The following is a 21,922-nucleotide window of genomic DNA, read 5'->3' on the forward strand; positions in this document are numbered from 1 at the left end:
GCGCAGGAAAGGATGACGCCGCGCGCAAACGGATGATTCGATATGACGTTCTCGACGCCGCACGCGCGCCGCGCGAATCCAGTAGACTGGCCGCGATGCCCAAACGGCTCTTACGCCGGGAGAGGATTGCCATGAGCGCGGTGATTGCAGATTCGAACCGGCAGGCTGGCGCGAGCCGCAGCCTGCGTTCCAGCGAGGGGTTGGGCTGGCACGGCGGCGGCGCGCAACTGTTGCGCATTAGTGCGGGGCAGCATCGCTTGCCCGCGATGGCGCAGCATCGAATTGGCATCCATATCGGCGCGCCCGTGCGTGCGCGTTGCGCGTGCGACGGCCGGCGTCAGTCAAGACTCCAGGCGCACGGCGACGCCGATGTCGTGCCTGCCGGAACCGATGGCGAATGGACCGATGACGCGGACTGCACGATCCTGCGCGTGAGCTTCGATGACGCCTTCGTGCGATCGATCGCGCAACAAATGGAGGGCAGCGCGGGGCGGCGCGAGCTCCTTCCTCATCTGCAACTGCGCGATCCCCGCATCAATGCGCTCGCGGGTGCGCTGCTCGCGGAACTGGAGTCGGGCGCGGCCTCCGATCCGTTGTTTGCGGAAAGCGTTGGCACGTCGATGGTCGTGCGGCTGCTGGGTTGCGTGGATTCGCGGCGCGGCGGCAGCGCCGTGCTCGCGCCGCACAAGGCGTCGCGCGTGACCGACTATATCGAATGCCATCTCGATCAACGCCTCACGCTTGCCGAGCTCGCCGCGCTGGCGGAGATGAGCGTGCCGCATTTCAAGGCGCTGTTTCGTCAGACGCTCGGCATGCCGGTGCATCAATACGTCGTGCGGCGACGCGTCGAGCGCGCGAAGGCGCTATTGCTCGAAGGCCGGCTCAGCGTGAGCCAGGTCGCGTTGGAGGCCGGCTTCGCGCATCAAAGCCATATGGCGCACTGGATGACGCGGCTTGTCGGCGTCGCGCCCCGCGCGCTCGTGAAGATGCAGGATCGGCGGGGCGGGGCGCGTCGTTTGCCGGCGTGATCGTCGGCCGTAGCGTCAGCGATTCACATCGACCACGAGCCGCCCGCGCACGTGCCCGGCGAGCAACTCGCCAGCGGCCGGAATGGCTTCGGCAAGCCCGATTTCGCGCGTGATGGTGTCCAGTTGCTTGAGATCGAGCGTTTCGCCCAGCGCTTGCCACGCCTTCTCCCGCTCGGCGAACGGACGCGTAACGCTGTTGATGCCAAAGAGGCTCACGCCGCGCAGGATGAACGGCGCGACCGTTGCCGGAAAATCCATGCCTTGCGCGAGGCCGCAGGCCGCAACGGCGCCGTCCGCACGCAGGCTCGCGCAGACGTTCGCGAGCGTATGGCCGCCGACCGAATCGATTGCGGCAGCCCAGCGTTCTTTTTGCAGCGGGCGGCCGGGCTCGGAAAACGAGGCGCGATCGATGACCTCTACAGCACCGAGCTGCTTCAGATAGTCCGCTTCCTGCAACCGGCCGGTGGACGCCACCACGCGATAGCCGCGGCGCGTGAGCAGCGCAATGGCGAAGCTGCCCACGCCGCCGTTGGCGCCCGTCACCAGCACTTCGCCATGCGCGGGCGTGAGGCCGTGCCGCTCCAGCGCGAGAATGCAAAGCATGGCCGTGTAACCGGCGGTGCCGACCGCCATCGTCTGCCGTGGCGTGAAGCCGGCGGGCAGCGGAATGAGCCATTCGCCCTTGACGCGCGCCTTTTGCGCCAGGCCGCCCCAGTGCTGCTCGCCCACGCCCCAGCCGTTGAGCACGACCCTGTCGCCCACTGCGTACGCGGCGTTCGCGCTTTGGGCGACCGTGCCAGCGAAGTCGATGCCGGGCACCATCGGAAAGCTGCGCACCACCGGCCCTTTGCCGGTGATGGCGAGTCCGTCCTTGTAGTTCAGCGTGCTGTGGCTGACATCGACGAGCACGTCGCCTTCCGGCAGCCGTGCCTCGTCGATTTCGGCGACGCTCGCGCCATACGTTCCGGATTCCTTATCAATGAGAATGGCTTTGAACATGATGTATTTCGCTCCTGAAGCAATGATCGGTTGACGTTTCGGCCGGTTATGCGCGAGGCAGCCCGGCAATGAATCCATTGAAGAATGTGCCGAGCGGAGCCGCGCTGCGCACGAGCCGCGCGCGCAGCACCGCGCCTTCCCAGCCGATCCAGAAAAAAGCGGCCAGTGCGGCAAGGTCGATGCGCTTCGCGAGCACACCCTCGCGCTGTGCTTCGCGCAGGCAGGCGACAACGCGCGCCTGCCAGCCCTGAAGAATGCGCTCCAGCGTTTCGCGGAAGTCTTCCGGCAGGATATCGACCTCCACGCCCAGGTTGCCCACGAGGCAGCCACGCGTGTAGCCGTGGCGCGCCATGCCTTTGCTCGCGTCTTCGACGAAGGCGCCGAGGCGTTCCAGCGCGGGCCGCGTGTCGTCCAGCAGCCAGCGGTCGAGCTTCGCGCAGAAGTACGTGTCGTACGCGGCCATGAGTTCGCGCCCGAACGCTTCCTTGCTCTCGAAGTAGTGATAGAACGAGCCCTTGGGAATATTCACGCGCTTGAGCAGTGCTTCGAGACCCGTGGCCGCGAAGCTCTGCTCGGTCAGCATTTCCATGCCCGCGCGAATGAGCGTTTCGCGCGTGTCGGCGTGAGCGCGCGGATCTTTGGGCGGCCTGCCGCGACGTGGCTTGACGATGTTGGGTTCCATGACGGCGATATTAGACCGATCGTCTATAAAATTCAAGCCCGCTGCTTCAGGCGTCTGTTCAGTGGGCGAGCGTTTCCAGTTCTCCGCGCAATACGCCCCAGAGCGTGCGGGCGGCCATGGCGAGCAACAGCACCGTCACGCTGGCCAGCAGGAAGATCGCGATGCCGTGCGTGACGACGCCCGGCGCGTGATCGGCGTAGCGCACGGCGCTGACCGCGGAGCCCGCGAGCGGAAAGCTCACGGCCCACCAGGCGAGGCGAAACGGGCAGGCCTTCGCGAGATAGCGCAAGCGGCCCGCGAGCACGGCGAGGAGAAAGAGCGTGAGCATGTAGAGCGCGTCGGCGAAGCGATCGACTTCACCAACCACGGTCACGTAGGCGGAAAAGCCCACGGCGAACGGGGCGAGCAGAATGAGCAGCGATGGCTGCAAGCTCGCCGCTATCGGCTCCTCGAACATGAGGCGCGAAAGGATGAGCGTGAAGAGCGGCACCGCGAAAAAGAGGCCGACGGCAAGCGCGAGCAGCAAAAAGCCGTGGATGCCCGTGATCTGGACGGCGGGCGCGGCGAGCGGAATATCGATCAGGCCCACCACGGGCACGATCCACGCGGGCGTGGCGTGGGCCGGATGCTGGCGCTGGCTGAGCCAGCGCATGATGACGAACCACGCGAACACGGTCATGCCGATCGCGCCGACGATCCAGACGGCGCGCGCGAACGGCACGCTCACATCGGCGAGCGACACGGGCAGCAGCAACAGGCTGATGAACAACGTGCCAAACAGATTGCCCGCGATCGGATGGTCGAATTCGGCTTTCACGGCCTGGGGCGCGGTGAGCCATTTGGTGGCGTAGCCGAAGCCGATCAGCAGGAAGGCCAGCACGGCGAGCGCGCCAATGGCCTGGGCGATCCATAGCGGCATGCCATACACACGATGCGCGAGACGCCACGCCGACGAGAGGCCCGAGAGCCCCATGACCGATCCGAACAACGCCACGGGCAGGTAGCCGAGGCGGCCGGCCTGGGCGGTGGCGACCGGGCTGCCATAGGCGGCCGGCGTATCGATGCGTTCGCTCATGCGTGGCTCCTCGCCGGATGGAAACGCGCGGTGAGAAAACGGCGTGCGCGCCGTCGAATGTTTTCAAATGTTGGGTGTGCGAAACAGGCATCGCGGTTTTGCCCACGAAGCGATCATAGCCGGTTTGACCCGACAATCGTTGCGCATGTGCCCACGCTTCAAAGCCGCTCGATCAAGCGCGGTTCGCTGTGCGCGCAATAGTCGTGACAGGCCGCGCGCGCGGCGTTGGCGGCGCCGTGCACGACGAGCGGCGCATCGGTGCGGCGTGACATGGAGACGACGATGGAGGGCGGCAGCGGCTGCAATGGCAATTCGACCACTTCGCCGCGCGCGATCAGGTCGTCGACGAAAAGGCGCGGAATGGCGGCTACGCCAAAGCCGTCGCGCACCAGTTGCACGATGACCGAGATCGAGGGCGAGCCGGTGATGCGGGTGTCGGAAAGGCTCACGCCGTTGGCAAGCGCGAGCTTGCTCACGATGTCTTCGAGCGCGCGATGCGGCGCGGTGCCCCGGCCGAACGTGAGGATGGGATGCTGGAGCACGCGGCGCGCGAGGCCGCTGCGCGAGGGCGGCAGCAAGCCCGCGCGCGCGATCCAGTGCACGGGGTAGTTCGCGAGCGCGTTGCACACCACGGAGGTTTCGTCGCTGCCTTCCACGCGAATGATCAGATCCAGCTCGCCCGCCATGAGGCGGCGTTGCAGCACCACGCTCACGTCCACGGCCAGTTCCACTTCGAGTTGCGGATAGTCCTGGCTGAGCCGGCGCATGTAGTCGGCAAGCCAGCTGTGCACCACCGTTTCGATCACGCCCAGGCGCAGCTTGCCGCGCATCGCGCCTTCGGTGGAGGCGGCGGCCTGAAGCTGGCGCGTGGCGTCGACCACGGCCTTCGCGTAGCCGAGCAGATATTCGCCGTTGGGCGTGAGCCGGAATTCGCGGCTCTCGCGGTCGACCAGCACGGTCTGCAATTCGTCTTCGAGCGCCTTGAGGCGCTGCGAAATGGCGGCGGGCGTGGCGTGCAGCGCGGTGGCCGTCGTGCGAAAGCTGCGCAGCTTCGCAAGCGTGACGAAGGTTTCCAGAAATCGCGTATTCATGGCGCGCGTGAGTGGAGAGGGCGAGGGCGGTCAAAAAAACTGCGGGAAAACCCGTAAATCCGTTAAGAAATTCTATTCGCGAGACCGAAGAAAAACTAGTTGGCGTCAATTTTCTGTCTTTTCTATGCTTCGCCCTAACGAGTCGGCGTAGCACCGCGCCGCCCTGAATTTCACGTCACGCCCCGAGACCATGACTCCATACGAATTCCGACTTGCCGTGCGCACCCACGATTTTCGCGGTCCCACCGCGGGCCATTGCGGCGAGTATGCGCAAGCCAATCTGGCAATCCTGCCCGAGTCGCATGCGCACGATTTCCTGCGCTTTTGTCATGCGAATCCGAAGGCGTGCCCGTTGCTCGGCGTGGGTGAGCCCGGCGATTTTCACGTGGCCATGCTCGGACGCGATATCGATATCCGCAACGACGTGCCCGCTTACAACGTGTATCGATACGGCGAGTTGAGCGAGCGCGTCGGCTCGCTCGAAGCGATCTGGCAGGACGATTTCGTCGTGTTTGCGATTGGCTGCTCGTTTTCGTTCGAGCACATGCTTGCGCTCGAAGGCATTGCGCTGCGCCATGTCGAGGCGCGCTGCAACGTGCCGATGTATCGCACGCGCCGTGAGAACCGGCGCGCGGGCGTGTTCGGCGGCGAACTGGTGGTGTCGATGCGCCCCATGCGCGGGCCCGACGCGATACGCGCGGTGCAGATCACGAGCCGCTTTCCGGCCGTGCATGGCGCGCCGGTGCATATCGGCGACCCGGCGGAGCTGGGCATTGCCGATCTCGCGCGGCCCGATTTCGGCGACGCGGTCGCGATACGCGCGGGCGAGCTGCCCGTGTTCTGGGCCTGCGGCGTCACCGCGCAAACGGCGTTGATGGACGCGAAGCTGCCGCTTGCTATCGCGCACGCGCCGGGCCACATGCTCATGACCGATATCACCAACGCTTCGCTGGCCGTTTTCTAGCGCCCGCTGAATTCATTAGTACGTCTATCAACAGGAGCCACAGATGGACAGCAAGACACTCGCGGCGTCCGCCGTCGAATCCGCGCCTTCGTCCGACGCAGCCGTGCGGGAGCGCTCGTGGTATGTGGATGCGTCGCCGCAGGCGCGCCAGGCGTTCTGGAGTTGCAAGGTCGGCTACATGCTCGACGGTATGGATACGCAAATGCTGTCGTTCGTGATCCCGACGCTCGTGGCGAGTTGGGGCATCAGCCTTGGCGACGCCGGGTTCATCGGCACGCTCACGCTGCTTTCCTCGGCGCTGGGCGGGTGGCTGGCGGGCATACTCTCTGACCGCATCGGCCGCGTGCGTACGCTGCAAATTACCGTGCTGTGGTTTGCGATTTTCACCGGGCTGTGCGGACTCGCGCAGAGCTACGGCCAGTTGCTCGCCGCGCGCGCGTTGATGGGCTTCGGTTTTGGCGGCGAATGGACGGCGGGCGCGGTGTTGATCGGTGAAGTGATTCGCGCGAAGGATCGCGGCAAGGCGGTGGGGCTCGTGCAATCGGGCTGGGCGCTCGGCTGGGGCCTTGCCGCGATGCTTTACGCCGTGTTGTTTTCGGTGCTGCCCGCGGGGCTCGCCTGGCGTTCGCTCTTTCTCGTCGGTCTCGTGCCCGCGTTGCTGGTGCTCGTGATCCGGCGATATGTCAAGGAACCCGAAGTATTCTCGCAAGCGAAGGCCGCCCAGGCCGAGGCGGGCGACCGGCCGCGCTTCACCGAAATCTTCGCGCCGAAGCTGCTTTCCACGACCTTGCGCGCGGCGCTCCTCACAACCGGCGCGCAAGGCGGCTACTACGCGATCACCACCTGGCTGCCCACGTTTCTCAAGAACGAGCGCCATCTCACCGTCATGGGCACGGGCGGCTATCTCGCGATGATCATCGCGGGCTCGTACGTGGGCTATCTGTCGAGCGCGTGGCTCACCGACCGGCTCGGCCGCAAGCCGAATTTCATCCTGTTCGCGGCGGGCTCCATGGCGATTGCATTCGCTTATACCTCGCTGCCGTTCACGAACGCCGCGATGCTGTGGCTCGGCTTTCCGCTTGGCTTTTTCGCGTCGGGCATTTTCTCGGGTATGGGCGCGTTTCTCACGGAACTCTTTCCCACGCGCGTGCGGGGTTCGGGGCAGGGCTTCTGCTACAACGTGGGCCGCGCCGTCGGCGCGTTGTTCCCGTTCCTGATTGGCGCGCTCGCGAAGCAGTTCGGCCTTGGGCCGAGCATCGGCATCTTCGCGATCATCGCCTACGGCGTGCTGATCGTGGCCGCGCTCACGCTGCCGGAAACGCGTGGACGCGAACTCGAATCGGCTTGAGGAAGCCAATGACGCCGCAAATAACGTAATCCACGCTAACGGCGCGTAATGTGCCGTTAGCGCTGGTAGCGCCGCTACGCGAGTTCGCGCGCCTTGATCGTATCGCCGGCGCGCACGAAATTGCCCGCACCGAGATGGTGGATCGTGTGCAGGTCGGCGTTGCTGCTGTCGAGTTCCCAGTGGCCGTTGCGGAACGCGCGCGGATCGGCTGCGGCGGCGACCACTTCGGCAAAGCAGGTGTCGTAGGCGTCTTCGGTGTGGCGCTCGGGAATCAGGCGACATTCCATCCACGCGGAGCAACCGGCTTCGAGCAACGGCAGTCCGAGCTTCGGGCCCGTGACGGCGGCGATATCGAAGCGCTGGAACTTGTCGGTGTCGCGGCCGCTCACGCTGCCCACGGCGTAGGTGAGGTCGATCGCGGCGGCACCCGGAATGATCACGCCGAACGTGCCGCTCGCGTTGATGAGTTCGCGCGTGAACGTGCGCTTGTCGATGACGATGGCGATGCGCGGCGGCGTGAATTCCACAGGCATGGACCACGCGGCGGCCATCACGTTGCGGCGTTTGCCGTCGCTGCTCGTGACGAGCACGGTGGGGCCGTGATTGATGAGGCGGCTGGCATGCTCAAGCGCTACGGGCGCGAAAGTCGGGAGGGTTTCCATGAGGCGTTGGATTCGCTGTGAGTCGGAACCCGAGCGACTTTACAACAGAAACCCGAAGTCTGCGGCGCGCGGACCTGTGCCGAACTCGGGAAGCGGCAACGGCGCTCAAGGCGTTGCCGGCGGCAGATTCGCCTGCAAGTAAATCGACATCGGCGTTTGCAGCGGCAGGCTCGAAGCCGCGCCGCGCTTGTAGTGGCCCAGGATCACTTCCACGGCGCGCACGGCTTCGACGAACGGGCTCTGGTCGAGCACGGCGTCCATCACGCCTTCGGCCAGCAGCGAGCGGCTGATCGCGGTGAGTTCGTGGCCGATCAATACCGTTGCGTGCTCACGTTTGAGTGCCTTGAGCGCGCGCGCAATGCCTTCGTCGCCAACCGACAGATTGTAGATGCCGCGTAGCGCCGGATATTTCCTGAAGGCGTCGCGCGTGAGGCGTTCGGTCGATGCGGCATTTTCGTGGCTTTCGAGCGTGGCGACCACCTCGCAGGCCGGAAAGCGGCTGCGCAGCACCGAGCGGAATGCGCCGTCGCGCTCCTCGTGGCCCAGGTAGGTGCGCAGGCCTGCCATTACCATGACCTGGCCGCCTGTCTCGCCAAGAAAGCGGCCCATCAGTTCGCCGGCCGTGCGGCCCGCGCAGCGGTTGTCGATGCCCACGTAGGCGAGCCGGCCCGTGTCGGGCAGATCGCTCGCGATGGTCACGAGCGGCATCTTGCGCGCCACGCGCGAGAGCGCGTCCACCACCACGGGATGTTCATATGCCACGACGATCATGCCGTCCGCCTTTTGCGCGGCGCGCTCGATCACGCGCGCGAGCGACTGCGGTTCGAGGTCGTCGAAGAACGTGAGCTGGCATACCACGCGGTACGTTTCGAACGACTGTTGCGCGAGCTCGAAGCCGTGGCGCAAGGCGAGGTAGTAGGGCGAGTCGGGCTTCTGCGTGACGATGGCGATACGCAGCCAGCGCACCGAGACTTCGTCGAGCGCGCGATCCATCTTGAGCTTGCGCGCCCATTCGAGCACGCGCGCTTCCTTGTCGCGCGCCACGCCGCCTCGCCCGTTGAGCACGCGCTCCACGGTGGAGTAGCTCACGCCCGAGGCTTTCGCGACGTCTTCCATGGTGGGTTTGCGTCTCGTGTTCATGCGCGGCTTCCGTGCCTTTCGTTAGAGGAATGCGATTGCCGGATACGTTGAGGGGCGGGTTGAGGAGCGTTGAGGAATTATCCTCAATATTCCGTTTGAGAGCGGAAATTCATTCAACTACATTCTAATCGTCCTGAGCGGGCCATTCCGGGCGGGCAACGACATCACATATATCGGAGACATCGTCATGAACATGACCAGATTTCGCGTGGGCCGCGTTTGCGCCGCTGCGCTTGCGGCGGTTGCGTTGTGCAGCGGTTTCGCGGCAAATACGGCGAGCGCGGCGGAACGATTCGTGATGGTGAGTCACGGCTCGGATTCGAATGTCTGGTGGAACACCGTGAAAAACGGCATGCGCGACGCGAGCGAGGACTTCGGCGTGCCGGTCGATTACCGCAATCCGCCCACGGGCGACACCGGCGACATGGTCCGCATTCTTGAGCAGGCCTCGGCGCGCAACTACGCCGGCGTCATCACCACGGTGCCGAATCTGGAGATGATCCAGAAGGGGCTGGCGGGCGTGAAGGCCAAGCATATTCCGATCATTACGATCAACGGCGGGCCTGAGTCCGGCATGAAGCTCGGCGCGATCCTGCACGTGGGGCAGGCCGAATACGAAGCGGGCAAGGCCGCGGGCGAGCGCGCGAAGGCGGCGGGCATCCACGACTTTCTCTGCGTGAATCACGGCGCGGATATCCAGGCGCTCTGGGACCGTTGCAAGGGCTTTGCCGACGCCATTGGCGCCGACTACAAGAAGTCCACGATGGACAGCGGCGAAGACCCCACCGTCATCGAAAGCAAGGTGGCCGCGTACCTGCGCTCGCATCCCAACACCCAGGCGGTGCTCGCGCTCGGACCCGACCAGGCGATGGGCGTGCTGCGCGGCGTGAACGACGCCGGCAAGGCGGGCAAGCTGTATATCGCGACCTTCGACCTCTCGCCCGATATCCTCAAGGCGATCCAGGCCGGGCAGATCCAGTTCGCCATTGATCAGCAGCCCTATCTTCAGGGCTATCTCTCCGTCGCGGCCATGGCGATCGCGGTGCGCGACAAGACCACCGACCCGGCGCATATCGTCGCCGCGCTCAAGGACGACAAGAAGGTCGCGGCGCGCCTCGCCAAATACGATCTGAAGCCCGTTTATACCGGCTCGACAGTGAGTTCCGGTCCGAGCTTCGTCACGCGCGACAACCTTGCGCCCGTGCAGAAGTACGCCGGTTCGTATCGTTGAGTGTCAAGCACGACTGGACAACACAGACAGCCTCTCGCGGAGCACGGTAATGAATATCGACATGAACGCGTGGTACAGGGTGGAGATCGACCGCAAGCGCCTCAAGGAATTCTCGACGCGCACCGACGCGCGCGGGCTCGTCCAGGTGGGCGGCTTTCTCGCGCTCGTCGTGGCGACTGGCGGGCTCGCGTGGTTCTCGCTCGGCACGGCGTGGGCCGTGCCCGCCTTCCTCCTGTATGGCACGGTGTTCGCCTTCAGCGAGGCCGCGGCGCACGAACTGGGGCACGGCACGGCGTTCAAGACGCGCTGGCTCAACGAAGCCGCCTACTGGATCATCTGCTTCATGTCGTGGCGCGAGCAGGTGTACAGCCGCTGGCTGCATGCGCGGCATCACACCTTCACGCATCTGACCGCCGAGCCTTATCAGGACCCCGAACTGGCGTTCAAGCGGCCGCTCAGCTATGTCAAGCTCGTGACCGACTTCTTGCGCATTTCGCATGGCATCCAGTTTCTCGGTGCGATCGTGCTGCACAGCTTCGGCATTGTCACGAAGGGCGCGAAAGCGGTCGTGCCCGAAGCCGAGTATCGCAAGATGTGTGCGAATTCACGCGTGCTGCTCGCGTGCTACGTGGCCGTGTTCGCCTGGGCGCTGATCGCGCATAGCTGGCTGCCGATCCTGTTCCTGTTCGTTTCGCGAGCCTATGGCACCTGGCTGCACGAGCTGTGTGCGCTCACGCAGCACACGGGGCTCAAGGAGAACGTGCTCGATCATCGCGTGTCGAGCCGCACCGTGAAGCTCAATCCGCTCGTGCGCTTTCTGTACTGGAACATGAACTACCACATCGAGCATCACATGTTTCCGAGCGTGCCGTTTCATGCCTTGCCCGCTTTCCACGCTGCGGTCGCTGCACAAATGCCGAAGCCCTATGCGGGACTGTGGCCCGCGTGGCGCGAGATTCTCGCCATCTTCGCGCGCCAGCAACGCGATCCCGAGTATGTCGTCGTGCGCGAGTTGCCGGTGGGCAAGCGCGGCGATGCGGTGGCGTAAGGCAGGCCTGTAGTCAGCGTATCGTCCGTGTTCGCTTGACGACCTCGCGGCCTCGCAACTTCACGAAGCCTGCGCGCCGCGCGTGTCTTGCGCGCGGCGGCCGAAGGCCTGGCGCACCCAGCCTTGCGCGTTCACCACGAGCAGCCCGAGCAGCACCATCGCCGAGCCGAACAGGAACGCGGGCTCCACGCGTTCGTGCAACAGCGCCACGCCCATCGCCACGCCGAACATGGGCGTCATGAACGAAAGCACGCCGAGGCGCGCGGCCAGATAGCGTCGCAGCAGCCAGAACCACGCGAGATAGCTGATGAACGAGACGAGCAGCGTCTGGAACGCGAGGCTCGCCCAGGCGAGCGGGGTGCCGTGAAAGCGCATCTGCCCCGTGACGAGCGCGACCGGCACGAGCACGACGAAAGCGCCGGCCAGTTGATAGAAAAGCGTTTGCGTGGCGGGCGCGTCGCTCAGCCGGCTCGTGCGCACGACGACGGTGGTGAGCCCCCAGGCCGCGCCCGCGCACACGCCCATGAAGTCGCCGAGCAACCATAGCGGCGAGGCGGGCGTGCCGCCGCCCATCAACGCGGGGCCGAGGAACGTGGCGGCGATGCCCGCGAAGGCGAGCGCAATGCCGCTCCACTGGAAGCGCGTGAGGCGTTCGTCGGGCAGGCGCAGATGCAGGCCGATGGCCGCGAACATCGGCGCGGTATAGAGGAACACAGCCATGTGCGAGGCGTTGGTCCAGCGCAGGCCGACGGCCACGAACATGAATTCGAGCGCGAACAGACCGCCCGTTGCGAGCCCCGCGCCGCGCGCCACGCCTGGCAGCCAGTGCTCGCGCGCGACGAGCCGGTTGAAGAGCCACACGAGCGCGGCGGCCACGCCCGAGCGCAGCCCGACTTGCAGCACGGGTGGAATGTCGCCGGCCACGGCCTTGAGCGCGACCTGTTGCAGACCCCACGCGAGGCACAGCGTCACCATGATGGCCACGGCCGCTGCGTCGATTTGCTTTCTCATGGCTGTCTCACTGACTCGAAATTTTCGCTGAAGATGCGGGAGCGAGCGTAGTATTGATGCGTCGGGTTGCGCGCATATAGCGCAAAATTGACAATCGATAGCCCTGGACCGCCATGCCCAAAACGCCTCTGCGCCCCCGCCCGGCGCGCCATCTGCGTCTGCCGCCGTTCACCGACGTGCTGCCCACGCCCGTGTTCTTTCGCATGGAGCACATGCCTTCGCACGCCACGTATCCCGAGATGTGCCACCCGTGGGGCGAGTTCGTCTATGCGTTTAGCGGGACGACGGAGGTGAAGGCGGGCGACGAGCACTACATCACGCCGCCGCATCTCGGCCTGTGGATCGCGCCCGGCACCGCGCATGTGGGCTTCAACGAGCAGGAGACGGTGCATTGCTCGGTGTACATCAGCCGCGACCTGTGCACGCGCATGCCTGCAACGAGTTGCGCGGTGATGGTGTCGCCGCTCGTGCGCGCGATTCTCGAGCATCTGCGCGAAACGCCGGCGGACGAAGAGGGCGAGCCGCAGCGCGCGCGTTTGTTACGCGTACTCGTGGATCAGCTTTCGACCTGCGCCACCACGGGCAGCTTCGTGCCCCACACCGACGACGCCGACCTCGACGCCGTGCTCCAGGTGCTGCGCGAGAACCCCGCCGACAACCGCTCGCTCGCCGAACTGGCCGATGCGTTTCATATGAGCGAGCGCACGCTGATGCGGCGCGCGCAGCGCGGCCTCGGCATGTCGTTGACGGAATGGCGCCAGCGCGTGCGGCTCGTGAACGCGTTGCCGATGCTGCGTGCGGGGCGCAGCGTGGAGGCGGTGGCGCTGGATCTGGGCTACGCCACGTCGTCGGCGTTCATCGCCATGTTCAGACGCTTGACGGGCACGAGCCCCGGCCAGTTCGTCGCGCGCACGCGTTGAGCATGGGGCGGCGCGCCCCCGCGACGAAATCGCTAAAGGTTCCCCTCTGCGCGCCGTTAGAGCAGGCATGAAAACCCTACTCACCCAGTCCGACGCCCGCTTCATCCTGTCGATCGCTCTCGAGCTGGCCGGGAACCAGGCCGCTGCGGCCGGCGTTCGGCTGGAATCGGCGGCGGGGTCGGCGATTTGCGACGACGTGATCGTCGCCACGCTCTCCCAGTTCGCACCGACCGTCACGATCGACGAGTTTTACGGTTTGCTTGCGCGGCCGGAGGTGCTGCACTGAGCGTGCATGCATTCATGCACCCGGGTGGTGCAAAAGCTTTCAGGCCGCGGGCGCTCATCGCATGAGCGCCCGCGGCTTTGTTGCGTCTGCAACGAAGCGGTGGATTGCTTAGAACTTCTGACGCAAGCCCACGCTCACGATCGCCTGCGACTGCGTGGCCGACGAGTGGCCGTTGCCCTTGTCGGACACCGACGCCGTGGCCGCGACAGGGTTGCCCGCCGCGTCGAGCGTCATGCCTGATGCGTGCTGGTAGCCCGCGAGCAGGTACACGGTGGAGCGCGTCGAGAGATCATAGGTCGCGCCAACGGAAACGTTGTGGTATTGCGCGTCTTCGTCCACGCCTTGCACGGCGCTGCCGCGCGTGTAGCTGTACCCCGCGAACAGGTGCGTGCGCGGCTGCACGGTCCACTGCGTGAAGATGCCCGCGATATTGAAGATCGCGTTGCCCGCGAACAGCGAGTTTGCGCCCGAGCGGTATTGCACGTTGCTGTAGTTCACGCCCACCACGGCCTGGCCGAAGTCCCACGTCGCGCCCGCCGCCACCACCTGCTGCGATTGCGCGCTCGCGTAGCCTTCGTTGATCGACGAGTTGAAGGTGCCGTCGTAGGTGCCTTGCCACTTGCCATAGGTGGCGTCGTCGAGGCCGGTCTTGCTGTTGTCCGAGCGCTCGTAGCCCACGCCCATGCGCAGCGGGCCGTTCGCGTAGCCCGCGCCCACGCTCCAGGTGTTCTTGCGCTTGAGGCTACCCGGCTGGCCGCCGAAGCCGTACAGCGCGCCGAACGTGAAGCCGCCGTAGTTCGCGCTCGTGTACTTGATCGAGTTGTCCACGCGCGTGGTCTGGTCGAGATCGTCGATGTCGCCCGGATGCGCGCCGAAGCCGCCGATGTAGTTGACCGGCGCGACCGGCCCGACGAAGTCGTCGAGCGAGGTGTACTGGCGGCCCATCGTCAACGAGCCGTAGCGCTGGTCCGCGAGGCCCACGAACGCCTGGCGGCCGAACAGGCGTCCGCCCTGGCCCGAGGTGCCGTTCGTGATGTCGAAGCCGTCTTCGAGCAGGAAGATCGCGGCGAGACCATTGCCCAGATCCTCCTTGCCCTTGATGCCCCAGCGGCTGCCGGAGAGGTTGCCGGTCGAGAGGGCCACGTTCGAATGCCCCGTGTACGCGCCGGTCGTGCCGGTGCGCTCGTTGCTGCGATAGGTGATGCCGGCGTCGGCGATGCCGTACAGCGTGATCGAGCCTTGCGCCGAGGCGATGCCCGCGAAGGACAACAGGACCGGTGCTGCGAGCAGGTGTTTTCTCATCATTTGTTGTTTCATTGTCTACGGATCGCCTCGTCGGCGATTCTAGTTATGCACGCACGCACCGGCCGCCTCGCGAACGAGGCGGCCGGCGGTTTGCGCGGGAAGGAAAAGGGGGTGTCCTTCGGGGAAGCGTCAGCGCTTGAGCGAGGCGCCGGGCGGCAGCTCGGGGGCGCTCACGGTGACGGTCTTGCGGACCTTCGCGACGTCTTCGGCGCTCACGGGTGCGCCGGTGTTGCCCCAGCTCGTGCGCACGAAGGTCGAGACGTCGGCCACTTCCTGATCGGACAGACGCCAGCCGTACGGCGGCATCGTGAACGTCGAGGGTGCCGACTTCGTGCCTTCGAGCGCGCTGCCGGAGAGCAGCACGTGAATGAGCGAAGTGGGGTCCTTGCCCTGCACGACCGGGTTGCCGCCGAGCGCCGGGAACACACGCGTGTAGCCGCGCCCGTCGCTGCGGTGGCAGGCCATGCAGTTGTCGCGATACACGGCTGCGCCGCGCGCGCTCGCGTCGCCGCTTTGCAGCTTGCCGGCAGCCGTGGCGTCGTAGGCGTAGCCCGTCTCCTTCGCGTCGTTCGAAGGCAGCGTCTTCAGGTAGCGCGCGATGGCGAGCAGGTCCGCATCGTTCATGTGCTGCATGCTGTGCTGGACCACGTCGGTCATGCCGCCGAAGGCCGCGGTGTGCAGATTGCGGCCCGACTTGAGGAACTGCACGATGTCGTCCTCGTTCCAGCTACCCAGGCCGGTGCGCGGGTTGCCGCGCAGGCTCGACGGCGCCCAGCCGTCGATCGGGCCGCCGCCCGCGAGGAAGTCGTCGCCTTCGAGGTCGGTGAGCGCGAGCTCCTGCATCGTGCTCGCGCGCGGCGTGTGGCACGCGCCGCAGTGGCCTAGACCCTGCACGAGATACGCGCCGCGCGCGACGATCGCGTCGTTGTAGTGAGACGCGTCGAACGCCTGCACCTTGGGCGCGAACAGCGTGCGCCAGATGCCGAGCGGCCAGCGCATCGAGAGCGGCCACGGAATGTCCACGGCGCGGTTCTGCGCCTGCACGGGCCCGACGCCCTGCATGAAGTACGCGTAAAGCGCCTTCATGTCGTCGTCGGAGAGGCGGGCGTACGACGGGTAGGGCATCGCCGGATAAAGCGTCTCGCCGTTCGGCCGCACGCCCTGGCGCACGGCCCTGGCGAAGTCGTCGTAGCTCCACTTGCCGATGCCCGTGTTCGCGTCGGGCGTGATGTTGGTCGAATAGATCGCGCCGATCGGCGTGTCGAACTTCAGGCCGCCCGCGAAGGGCTTGCCGCCTTGCATCGTATGGCAGGCGATGCAATCGCCGGCGCGCGCGAGGTACTCGCCGTGCGCGACGAGCGCCGCATCCGGTTGGTCTGCCGCATGCGCGGCGATTGACGCGAAGGCGGTGAGTGCTGTGAAGGCCGCGCCCGCAACGGTTGTGCGTGCAACGTTCGCGCACGTGGAGAAAAGGGTCTGCTTCATGCGGCTCTTCACACGCTCACCAGGGGACCGGGGTTCTTCAGATACTGGTTGCGAATGGCTTTCGCGCTCCAGTAGGCGAGGGCGGCGACGAGGCCGGTCGGGTTGTAGCCGATCCCCTGCGGGAACGCGGAGGCGCCCATCACGAACACGTTGGGCACGTCCCAGCTTTGCAGATAGCGGTTGATGACGCTCGTCTTCGGATCGTTGCCCATCACGGCTCCGCCCACGAGGTGGGTGGTCTGATAGCGGCGCGAGTCGAAGTGCGCGCCGAACTGGCGCGTGTACACGTTGATGGCCTTCGGGCCCATCGCCTCGGCGATCTTCTGCATCTGGCCCGTCACGTACTGCGCCATCTTGATGTCGTTGTCCTTCCAGTCGAAGGTCATGCGCAGAAGCGGCTGGCCGTACGAGTCGCGGTAGGTCGGGTCGAGGTCGAGGTACACGTCGCGATACGACATGTTGGAGCCGTGCGCGTCCATCGAAATGGTGTGCGCGTAGTGGTCCTTCACGGCCTTCTTCCACGCGCTGCCCCAGTTCGGCGTGCCCGCGGGCGTGGCGATGCCGCTGATCGGCTTCACCCCGGCCTGGTTCACCCACAGCGGCGAGCCGCCCACGAAGCCGAGCGGGCCGTGGTCGAAGTTGTCGGCGTTGAAGTCGTCCACGGCCACGCCGTTGCCGCCCGCGCCGATGAACGGATTGGTGTACGTGTCGTTGTCGAAGAACGCCGTGATGGTCGAGAGGTTCTGGTACGCGAAGTTGCGGCCCACCACGCCCTCGCCCGAGACCGGGTCATAGGGCTTGCCGATGCCCGAGAGCAGCAGCAGGTGCACGTTGTGATACTGGAATGCCGAGACGATCACGAGGTCGGCAGGCTGGAACACTTCCTGGCCTGCCGGGTCGATGTACGTCACGCCCGTGGCGCGCTTTTTCGTGTCGTCGAGTTCCACGCGCAGCACGTGGCATTTCGAGCGCAGTTCAAAGTGCTTTTCCTGCTTGAGCGCGGGCAGGATGTTGAGGTTGGGCGAGGCCTTCGAGTACATGTAGCACGCGTAGCCGCTGCAAAAGCCGCAGAAGTTGCACGGGCCCATCTGCACGCCGTACGGGTTCGTGTACGGACCCGACGTGTTGGCCGAAGGCAGGCGGTACGGATGCAGGCCGATCGACTTCGCCGCGTCATGGAAGCGCTGCGCCGAATACGTATTCAGTTGCGCGGGCAACGGAAAATTATCGCTGCGCGCGGCTTCGAACACGTTGCCGTCGCCCACCACGTTGCCGTTCACCTTGTACGCCTGGCCCGAGGTGCCGAACACTTTCTCGGCGAAGTCGAAGTGCGGCTCCAGTTCGTCGTAAGTGACGCCGTAGTCCTGGATCGTCATGCCTTCGGGGATGAACTTCTTGCCGTAGCGCTCTTCGTAGTGACTCTTCAGGCGCAACTCTTCGGGCGTGATGCGGAAATGCACGCCCGACCAGTGCAGGCCCGCGCCGCCCACGCCTTCGCCGGGCAGGAAGGCCGCAAGCTGGCGGTAGGGCAGCGCCGTGTCGTTCACGCCGTGGCGGATCGACACGGTCGTTTTCGACAGGTCGAGGAAGAGCTTCTTGCGGATGTTGTACGTGAGCTCGTCGATGGTGTTGGGGTACGCGCCGTCCGGGTAGGTGTCGCGATACTCGCCGCGCTCGAGCGCGACCACGTTCAGGCCCGCTTCGGTCAGTTCCTTCGAGAGGATCGCGCCGGTCCAGCCGAAGCCGACAACCACGGCATCGACATGAGGTTTCTTGATCGCCATTTACGTACGCTCCCCGTTGATCGAGACCGGGCCATACGGGTAGGGCTTGCCGTTCTGGTTCACGAAATCCATGAAGTCGGCGCGCGCGCCAGGAAAGCCGATCATCTTCCACGCGGCCATGTCGCGGTTGCCGCCGTGGATCGGGTCGCAGAAGTAGCCTTCGCGCGTGTTCTGCAACAACTGGCCGAAGAACACCGTGGCCGGCACGCCGTCCAGTTCGACCTTGCCCGCTTCGAGCGCGGCAAGCACGCTGTCGCGCGTGGCGGCGTCGAGGGCGTCGAAGTTCTTGCCGTACGCCTTCGTGCAATACGCATTCACGGCGGCGATGCCGAGCCGGTAGATGTCGCGCGGCACGAGCTTCAACTGGTAGCCGAGTTCGGGCACGCCTTGCTGGAACGGCCCCTGCATGTACCAGAGCGCGCCGTGCGCGTAGGGCGTGTCCATCTGGCGGTCGATGAATTCGGGCACGCCGGCTTGCAGCGCGCCGGGGCCTTCGGCGTCGGCGGGAATCAGGCGGTCGGCGGCGGCTTCGACAAAGGCCCACTCGCGCGCGTCGAAGAAGCGCGGTTTGTAGGCGGCGGCCTGCGCGGCGCCGGGCGCGGAGTCCGCGCTGGCGGCGGTCGGTGCGCTCGACGGCTTCGAGCCGCCCTCGCAGCCGGCCAGCGCGCTGGCGGGAACCAGGACGGCGGCCGTACGTAGGAAGCCCCGGCGTGTCGTGAGAGGAGATTCGGGCATTGTAGGATTCTGTATGAGTTCGGCACGGCGTGAATCCACCGTGTCCGCGCAGCGATCTTCGCCGCTACGCATGCATGCCGCCGCAGCGGCCATCAGTCCGGGCATATTAAATGGAACCGGTTCCATGATTCGGCGGTGATTTTACAATAATCCGTTACCAGGGCTGTACCGATCGCGCAAAGGGTAGTGGGGCGGCCTCGGGCTGTTCGGGGTGGCTCCGGGTCACTGCGGGTCGCGTTCAGGCGCTCTCCGAACAAACCCTAACAAATGCAATAAGTTGTTTGACAACTACGACGAGCGAATGCTACTGTGCGTTGTATTGACAACCCACCATCCCAGCACGAGGCCTCATGAACGTGTCCCCGATTCTCGAGAGCGAATTCGCCTCGACCGTGATGGCAGTGCCGCCGCTCGCACGCCGCCCTGACTTCTCCCTCGACGTCGAACAGAACCGCAAGCTGATCCGCCATATGGAAGCGGGCGGTATCCGCACGCTGTTGTACGGCGGCAATGCGAATCTGTACCACGTCGCCGTGAGCGAATTCCGCGAGTTGCTTGACATGCTCGCCGACCTCACCGCGCCCGAAACGCGCGTGATTCCGGCCATCGGTCCCGACTACGGCAAGATGCTCGACCAGGCGCGCATCCTCGCGCAAACGCAATACCAGACGGCCATGGTGCTGCCGCTGTCGGGCTTCACCACGCCCGCCGGCGTGGAAACGGGCCTCACGCGCATCGCCGACACCGCGGGCATTCCGCTCACGCTCTATATCAAGAGCGAAGACTATGTCGACGTCGACACGCTCGTGCGCCTGATCGACCGGGGCACGCTCATTGCGGTCAAGTACGCCATCGTGCGCAAGGACCCGGCGAACGACCCGTATCTGCGCCGCCTGCTGGAAAGCGTGCCGGCTTCGAAGGTCGTGTCGGGCATGGGCGAGCGCCCGGCGCTCGTGCATGTGCGCGACTTCGGCCTGGCCGCCTGGACCACGGGCTCGGGCTGTATCGCGTCGAACGCCATCATGGCGCTCCTGAAGGCGGCGAAGGAAGGCCGTGCAGAAGAAGCGCAACGCCTCTACGATGCATTCATGCCGCTCGAAACGCTGCGCGACGACATCTCGCTCATCCGCGTGCTGCACGACGCCGTGACGCTTTCGGGCATCGCCGACATGGGTCCGATCCTGCCGCTGCTCTCGCAGTCGCCGGCCGAAGCCCTGCCGGCCATCGGCGACGCGGCCAAGGCGCTGCTCGCATTCGAGCAGAAGCTGGCCGCCTCGGCACAAACCGCCAACGCCTGAGCGGCGGCAACAAGCACTTGAACGGAGCGAACATGCAGATTAACGGAGCAATGCTGCTGGGCGCGCAAGCGGTGCGCGGCGAGGCGGGCGAGATGCGCGCCTTCGCGCCCGCGCTCGGCCAGGAGATCGAGCCGTCGTTCGGCCTCGGCGGCAAGGCCGAAGTCGCGCGCGCCTGTGAACTCGCGGCGCAGGCGTTCGACGCCTTCCGCGCCGCCCCGCACGAGACCCGTGCGCGCCTGCTCGAAGCAATTGCCGAACGCATTCTCGGCATCGGCGAAGCGCTGATCGAGCGTGCGCACCTTGAGTCGGCGCTGCCCAAGGCGCGCCTGGAAGGCGAGCGCGGCCGCACGGTCGGTCAGCTGCGCCTGTTCGCGTCGCTCGTGCGCGACGGCCGCTGGTGCGGCGCCGTGCTCGACTCGGCGCTGCCCGAGCGCAAGCCGCTGCCGCGCTCGGACCTGCGCGCGCATCGTATTCCGGTCGGCCCCGTGGCCGTGTTCGGCGCGAGCAACTTCCCGCTGGCGTTTTCGGTGGCGGGCGGCGATACCGCCTCGGCGCTGGCCGCCGGTTGCCCGGTCGTCGTGAAGGCGCATCTGGCGCACCCCGGCACGTCGGAACTCGTGGGCCGCGCGATTCAGCAGGCCGTGGCTGACGTCGGTCTGCCCGAAGGCGTGTTCTCGCTGGTGTTCGGCGGCGGCAACGAAGCGGGCGAAGCGCTCGTGGCGCATCCGGCCATCAAGGCGGTGGGCTTCACGGGTTCGCGTCGCGGCGGTCTCGCGCTGTCGCACATCGCGGCCGCGCGCCCCGAGCCGATCCCCGTCTACGCGGAAATGAGCAGCATCAACCCGATGCTCGTGCTGCCCGCGGCGCTGGCCGCTCGCGGCGAAGCGCTTGCGCAGGGCTTCGTCGATTCGCTCACGATGGGCGTGGGCCAGTTCTGCACGAACCCGGGCCTCGTGCTGGCGATCGACTCGCCGGAACTCGACCGCTTCGTGAAGGCGGCGAGCGCGGCGCTCACGCAAAAGCCCTCGCAAAGCATGCTGACGGCGGGCATCGCCTCGACGTATGGCGAAGCCGTTGCGGCGCGCAAGCAGTTGCCGGGCATCGAAAATCTGGCTGAAGGCACGAAGACGGGCGCGCACTGCGACGCGCTGCCGGTCCTCTTCAAGGCGAGCGCCGAGCAGTTCCTCGCGCAGCACGCGTTGTCGGACGAGATTTTCGGGCCGACTTCGGTGGTCGTGGCGTGCCGCGACGAAGCCGAACTCGCGCGTGTGGCCGAGCACCTGGAAGGCCAGCTCACGGCGACGCTGCACATCGACCGCGACGATTACGCGATGGCCGCGCGCCTCATGCCGATCCTCGAACGCAAGGCGGGCCGCATTCTCGCGAACGGCTTCCCGACGGGCGTCGAAGTGTCGTACGCAATGGTTCACGGCGGCCCGTTCCCGGCCACGTCGGACGCGCGCACGACCTCGGTGGGCGCGATGGCGATCGAGCGCTTCCTGCGCCCGGTCTGCTATCAGGATCTGCCGGCCGAACTTCTGCCGGTCACACTCCAGAACGACAATCCGCTCGCGCTGTGGCGTCTGCGCGACGGCGAACTGGTGCGCAAGTAATCCCGCGAAAGCGGGCCGGAGAAGCGCCTGCGGCAGTCCCGCAGGCGCTTTGCCCAACACCGGGCCAACAGCAGGCCAACAACCGCCTCACAGCATTCTCACAACAGTCTCGCAAAAAGCTTGACGTTGCTTGACAACTTGGTGCGTGGTTCGGCATCCTTTAACGTGGCCCAGTTATAAAAGAATCAACGGGTTGCGAGAAAACAATTCCATAGAC

General features: G+C 65.9%; 20 protein-coding genes. 9 read left to right on the forward strand and 11 right to left on the reverse strand.

Annotated elements, in window-relative coordinates:
* The first annotated feature begins 131 nt into the window (after positions 1-131).
* The gene (locus C7401_RS20055; protein WP_112173136.1) at positions 132-1,028 is read left to right on the forward strand and encodes a helix-turn-helix transcriptional regulator; all 897 of its coding nucleotides are present in this window, start codon (positions 132-134) and stop codon (positions 1,026-1,028) included.
* A gap of 15 nt (positions 1,029-1,043) precedes the next feature.
* Here the strand turns inward: C7401_RS20055 and acuI are convergent, their stop codons facing one another.
* From acuI to C7401_RS20075, 4 genes are all read right to left on the reverse strand, one after another.
* Positions 1,044-2,027: an acrylyl-CoA reductase (NADPH) gene (acuI, locus tag C7401_RS20060; protein ID WP_112173137.1), complete on the reverse strand. Its 984-nt coding sequence runs from the start codon at positions 2,025-2,027 to the stop codon at positions 1,044-1,046.
* A 46-nt stretch (positions 2,028-2,073) separates the two neighbouring features.
* The gene (gene acuR, locus C7401_RS20065) at positions 2,074-2,709 is read right to left on the reverse strand and encodes an acrylate utilization transcriptional regulator AcuR (RefSeq protein ID WP_112173138.1); all 636 of its coding nucleotides are present in this window, start codon (positions 2,707-2,709) and stop codon (positions 2,074-2,076) included.
* A 58-nt stretch (positions 2,710-2,767) separates the two neighbouring features.
* A complete protein-coding gene (locus tag C7401_RS20070) occupies positions 2,768-3,784 on the reverse strand; it encodes an SLAC1 anion channel family protein (RefSeq protein ID WP_112173139.1) in 1,017 nt (338 codons plus the stop codon).
* Between the two features lie 158 nt (positions 3,785-3,942).
* The gene (locus C7401_RS20075; RefSeq protein WP_112173140.1) at positions 3,943-4,875 is read right to left on the reverse strand and encodes a LysR family transcriptional regulator; all 933 of its coding nucleotides are present in this window, start codon (positions 4,873-4,875) and stop codon (positions 3,943-3,945) included.
* A 190-nt stretch (positions 4,876-5,065) separates the two neighbouring features.
* On the opposite strand from C7401_RS20075, the gene C7401_RS20080 reads away from it, so the two are divergent.
* Together C7401_RS20080 and C7401_RS20085 are read left to right on the forward strand one after the other, a co-directional pair.
* The gene (locus C7401_RS20080) at positions 5,066-5,839 is read left to right on the forward strand and encodes a putative hydro-lyase (RefSeq protein ID WP_112173141.1); all 774 of its coding nucleotides are present in this window, start codon (positions 5,066-5,068) and stop codon (positions 5,837-5,839) included.
* 43 nt (positions 5,840-5,882) lie between these two features.
* Positions 5,883-7,187 carry an MFS transporter gene (locus C7401_RS20085; RefSeq protein ID WP_112173142.1) on the forward strand — a complete coding sequence of 435 codons (1,305 nt, stop codon included), beginning with the start codon at positions 5,883-5,885 and terminating at the stop codon, positions 7,185-7,187.
* Between the two features lie 74 nt (positions 7,188-7,261).
* On the opposite strand, the gene C7401_RS20090 is transcribed toward C7401_RS20085, so the two are convergent.
* Together C7401_RS20090 and C7401_RS20095 are read right to left on the reverse strand one after the other, a co-directional pair.
* Entirely contained in the window at positions 7,262-7,849 is a 588-nt protein-coding gene (locus tag C7401_RS20090; RefSeq protein WP_112173143.1) for a flavin reductase family protein, read from the reverse strand.
* Between the two features lie 105 nt (positions 7,850-7,954).
* Positions 7,955-8,989, reverse strand: a complete 1,035-nt coding sequence (locus tag C7401_RS20095) for a LacI family DNA-binding transcriptional regulator (RefSeq protein ID WP_112173144.1) — start codon at positions 8,987-8,989, stop codon at positions 7,955-7,957.
* A 187-nt stretch (positions 8,990-9,176) separates the two neighbouring features.
* Between C7401_RS20095 and C7401_RS20100 the strand changes: the two genes are divergently transcribed.
* Together C7401_RS20100 and C7401_RS20105 are read left to right on the forward strand one after the other, a co-directional pair.
* Positions 9,177-10,220 carry a sugar ABC transporter substrate-binding protein gene (locus tag C7401_RS20100; RefSeq protein WP_112173145.1) on the forward strand — a complete coding sequence of 348 codons (1,044 nt, stop codon included), beginning with the start codon at positions 9,177-9,179 and terminating at the stop codon, positions 10,218-10,220.
* A 49-nt stretch (positions 10,221-10,269) separates the two neighbouring features.
* Positions 10,270-11,268, forward strand: coding sequence for a fatty acid desaturase (locus C7401_RS20105; protein ID WP_112173146.1), 999 nt, complete (start codon positions 10,270-10,272; stop codon positions 11,266-11,268).
* A gap of 60 nt (positions 11,269-11,328) precedes the next feature.
* On the opposite strand, the gene C7401_RS20110 is transcribed toward C7401_RS20105, so the two are convergent.
* Entirely contained in the window at positions 11,329-12,279 is a 951-nt protein-coding gene (locus tag C7401_RS20110; RefSeq protein ID WP_112173147.1) for a DMT family transporter, read from the reverse strand.
* A 113-nt stretch (positions 12,280-12,392) separates the two neighbouring features.
* Between C7401_RS20110 and C7401_RS20115 the strand changes: the two genes are divergently transcribed.
* Both C7401_RS20115 and C7401_RS20120 read left to right on the forward strand, forming a co-directional pair.
* A complete protein-coding gene (locus tag C7401_RS20115) occupies positions 12,393-13,199 on the forward strand; it encodes an AraC family transcriptional regulator (protein ID WP_112173148.1) in 807 nt (268 codons plus the stop codon).
* 67 nt (positions 13,200-13,266) lie between these two features.
* The gene (locus C7401_RS20120; RefSeq protein ID WP_112173149.1) at positions 13,267-13,485 is read left to right on the forward strand and encodes a hypothetical protein; all 219 of its coding nucleotides are present in this window, start codon (positions 13,267-13,269) and stop codon (positions 13,483-13,485) included.
* A 108-nt stretch (positions 13,486-13,593) separates the two neighbouring features.
* Here C7401_RS20120 and C7401_RS20125 read toward each other — a convergent pair whose 3' ends face one another.
* From C7401_RS20125 to C7401_RS20140, 4 genes are all read right to left on the reverse strand, one after another.
* Positions 13,594-14,787 carry a porin gene (locus C7401_RS20125; RefSeq protein ID WP_112173193.1) on the reverse strand — a complete coding sequence of 398 codons (1,194 nt, stop codon included), beginning with the start codon at positions 14,785-14,787 and terminating at the stop codon, positions 13,594-13,596.
* Between the two features lie 132 nt (positions 14,788-14,919).
* The gene (locus tag C7401_RS20130; protein ID WP_112173194.1) at positions 14,920-16,275 is read right to left on the reverse strand and encodes a c-type cytochrome; all 1,356 of its coding nucleotides are present in this window, start codon (positions 16,273-16,275) and stop codon (positions 14,920-14,922) included.
* A gap of 8 nt (positions 16,276-16,283) precedes the next feature.
* Positions 16,284-18,059 (reverse strand): GMC family oxidoreductase, encoded by a 1,776-nt coding sequence (locus C7401_RS20135; RefSeq protein WP_112173150.1) that lies wholly within the window; start codon positions 18,057-18,059, stop codon positions 16,284-16,286.
* Entirely contained in the window at positions 18,060-18,794 is a 735-nt protein-coding gene (locus C7401_RS20140; RefSeq protein WP_112173195.1) for a gluconate 2-dehydrogenase subunit 3 family protein, read from the reverse strand.
* 350 nt (positions 18,795-19,144) lie between these two features.
* Here C7401_RS20140 and C7401_RS20145 point away from each other — a divergent pair, with 350 nt between their 5' ends.
* Both C7401_RS20145 and C7401_RS20150 read left to right on the forward strand, forming a co-directional pair.
* Positions 19,145-20,092: a dihydrodipicolinate synthase family protein gene (locus C7401_RS20145; protein WP_112173151.1), complete on the forward strand. Its 948-nt coding sequence runs from the start codon at positions 19,145-19,147 to the stop codon at positions 20,090-20,092.
* Positions 20,093-20,124: 32 nt separating this feature from the next.
* Positions 20,125-21,705: an aldehyde dehydrogenase (NADP(+)) gene (locus tag C7401_RS20150; protein ID WP_112173152.1), complete on the forward strand. Its 1,581-nt coding sequence runs from the start codon at positions 20,125-20,127 to the stop codon at positions 21,703-21,705.
* Positions 21,706-21,922 lie beyond the last annotated feature (217 nt).

Origin of the sequence: Paraburkholderia unamae, from assembly GCF_003268775.1 — a bacterium.
In the GTDB taxonomy this organism is placed as follows: domain Bacteria; phylum Pseudomonadota; class Gammaproteobacteria; order Burkholderiales; family Burkholderiaceae; genus Paraburkholderia; species Paraburkholderia unamae.

What these genes read in the sequence shown, in the direction of transcription:
- C7401_RS20055 (WP_112173136.1), top strand. Translation starts at nt 132, where the DNA reads ATGAGCGCGGTGATTGCAGATTCGAACCGGCAGGCTGGCGCGAGCCGC.
- acuI (WP_112173137.1), bottom strand. Translation starts at nt 2,027, where the DNA reads ATGTTCAAAGCCATTCTCATTGATAAGGAATCCGGAACGTATGGCGCG.
- acuR (WP_112173138.1), bottom strand. Translation starts at nt 2,709, where the DNA reads ATGGAACCCAACATCGTCAAGCCACGTCGCGGCAGGCCGCCCAAAGAT.
- C7401_RS20070 (WP_112173139.1), bottom strand. Translation starts at nt 3,784, where the DNA reads ATGAGCGAACGCATCGATACGCCGGCCGCCTATGGCAGCCCGGTCGCC.
- C7401_RS20075 (WP_112173140.1), bottom strand. Translation starts at nt 4,875, where the DNA reads ATGAATACGCGATTTCTGGAAACCTTCGTCACGCTTGCGAAGCTGCGC.
- C7401_RS20080 (WP_112173141.1), top strand. Translation starts at nt 5,066, where the DNA reads ATGACTCCATACGAATTCCGACTTGCCGTGCGCACCCACGATTTTCGC.
- C7401_RS20085 (WP_112173142.1), top strand. Translation starts at nt 5,883, where the DNA reads ATGGACAGCAAGACACTCGCGGCGTCCGCCGTCGAATCCGCGCCTTCG.
- C7401_RS20090 (WP_112173143.1), bottom strand. Translation starts at nt 7,849, where the DNA reads ATGGAAACCCTCCCGACTTTCGCGCCCGTAGCGCTTGAGCATGCCAGC.
- C7401_RS20095 (WP_112173144.1), bottom strand. Translation starts at nt 8,989, where the DNA reads ATGAACACGAGACGCAAACCCACCATGGAAGACGTCGCGAAAGCCTCG.
- C7401_RS20100 (WP_112173145.1), top strand. Translation starts at nt 9,177, where the DNA reads ATGAACATGACCAGATTTCGCGTGGGCCGCGTTTGCGCCGCTGCGCTT.
- C7401_RS20105 (WP_112173146.1), top strand. Translation starts at nt 10,270, where the DNA reads ATGAATATCGACATGAACGCGTGGTACAGGGTGGAGATCGACCGCAAG.
- C7401_RS20110 (WP_112173147.1), bottom strand. Translation starts at nt 12,279, where the DNA reads ATGAGAAAGCAAATCGACGCAGCGGCCGTGGCCATCATGGTGACGCTG.
- C7401_RS20115 (WP_112173148.1), top strand. Translation starts at nt 12,393, where the DNA reads ATGCCCAAAACGCCTCTGCGCCCCCGCCCGGCGCGCCATCTGCGTCTG.
- C7401_RS20120 (WP_112173149.1), top strand. Translation starts at nt 13,267, where the DNA reads ATGAAAACCCTACTCACCCAGTCCGACGCCCGCTTCATCCTGTCGATC.
- C7401_RS20125 (WP_112173193.1), bottom strand. Translation starts at nt 14,787, where the DNA reads ATGAGAAAACACCTGCTCGCAGCACCGGTCCTGTTGTCCTTCGCGGGC.
- C7401_RS20130 (WP_112173194.1), bottom strand. Translation starts at nt 16,275, where the DNA reads ATGAAGCAGACCCTTTTCTCCACGTGCGCGAACGTTGCACGCACAACC.
- C7401_RS20135 (WP_112173150.1), bottom strand. Translation starts at nt 18,059, where the DNA reads ATGGCGATCAAGAAACCTCATGTCGATGCCGTGGTTGTCGGCTTCGGC.
- C7401_RS20140 (WP_112173195.1), bottom strand. Translation starts at nt 18,794, where the DNA reads ATGCCCGAATCTCCTCTCACGACACGCCGGGGCTTCCTACGTACGGCC.
- C7401_RS20145 (WP_112173151.1), top strand. Translation starts at nt 19,145, where the DNA reads ATGAACGTGTCCCCGATTCTCGAGAGCGAATTCGCCTCGACCGTGATG.
- C7401_RS20150 (WP_112173152.1), top strand. Translation starts at nt 20,125, where the DNA reads ATGCAGATTAACGGAGCAATGCTGCTGGGCGCGCAAGCGGTGCGCGGC.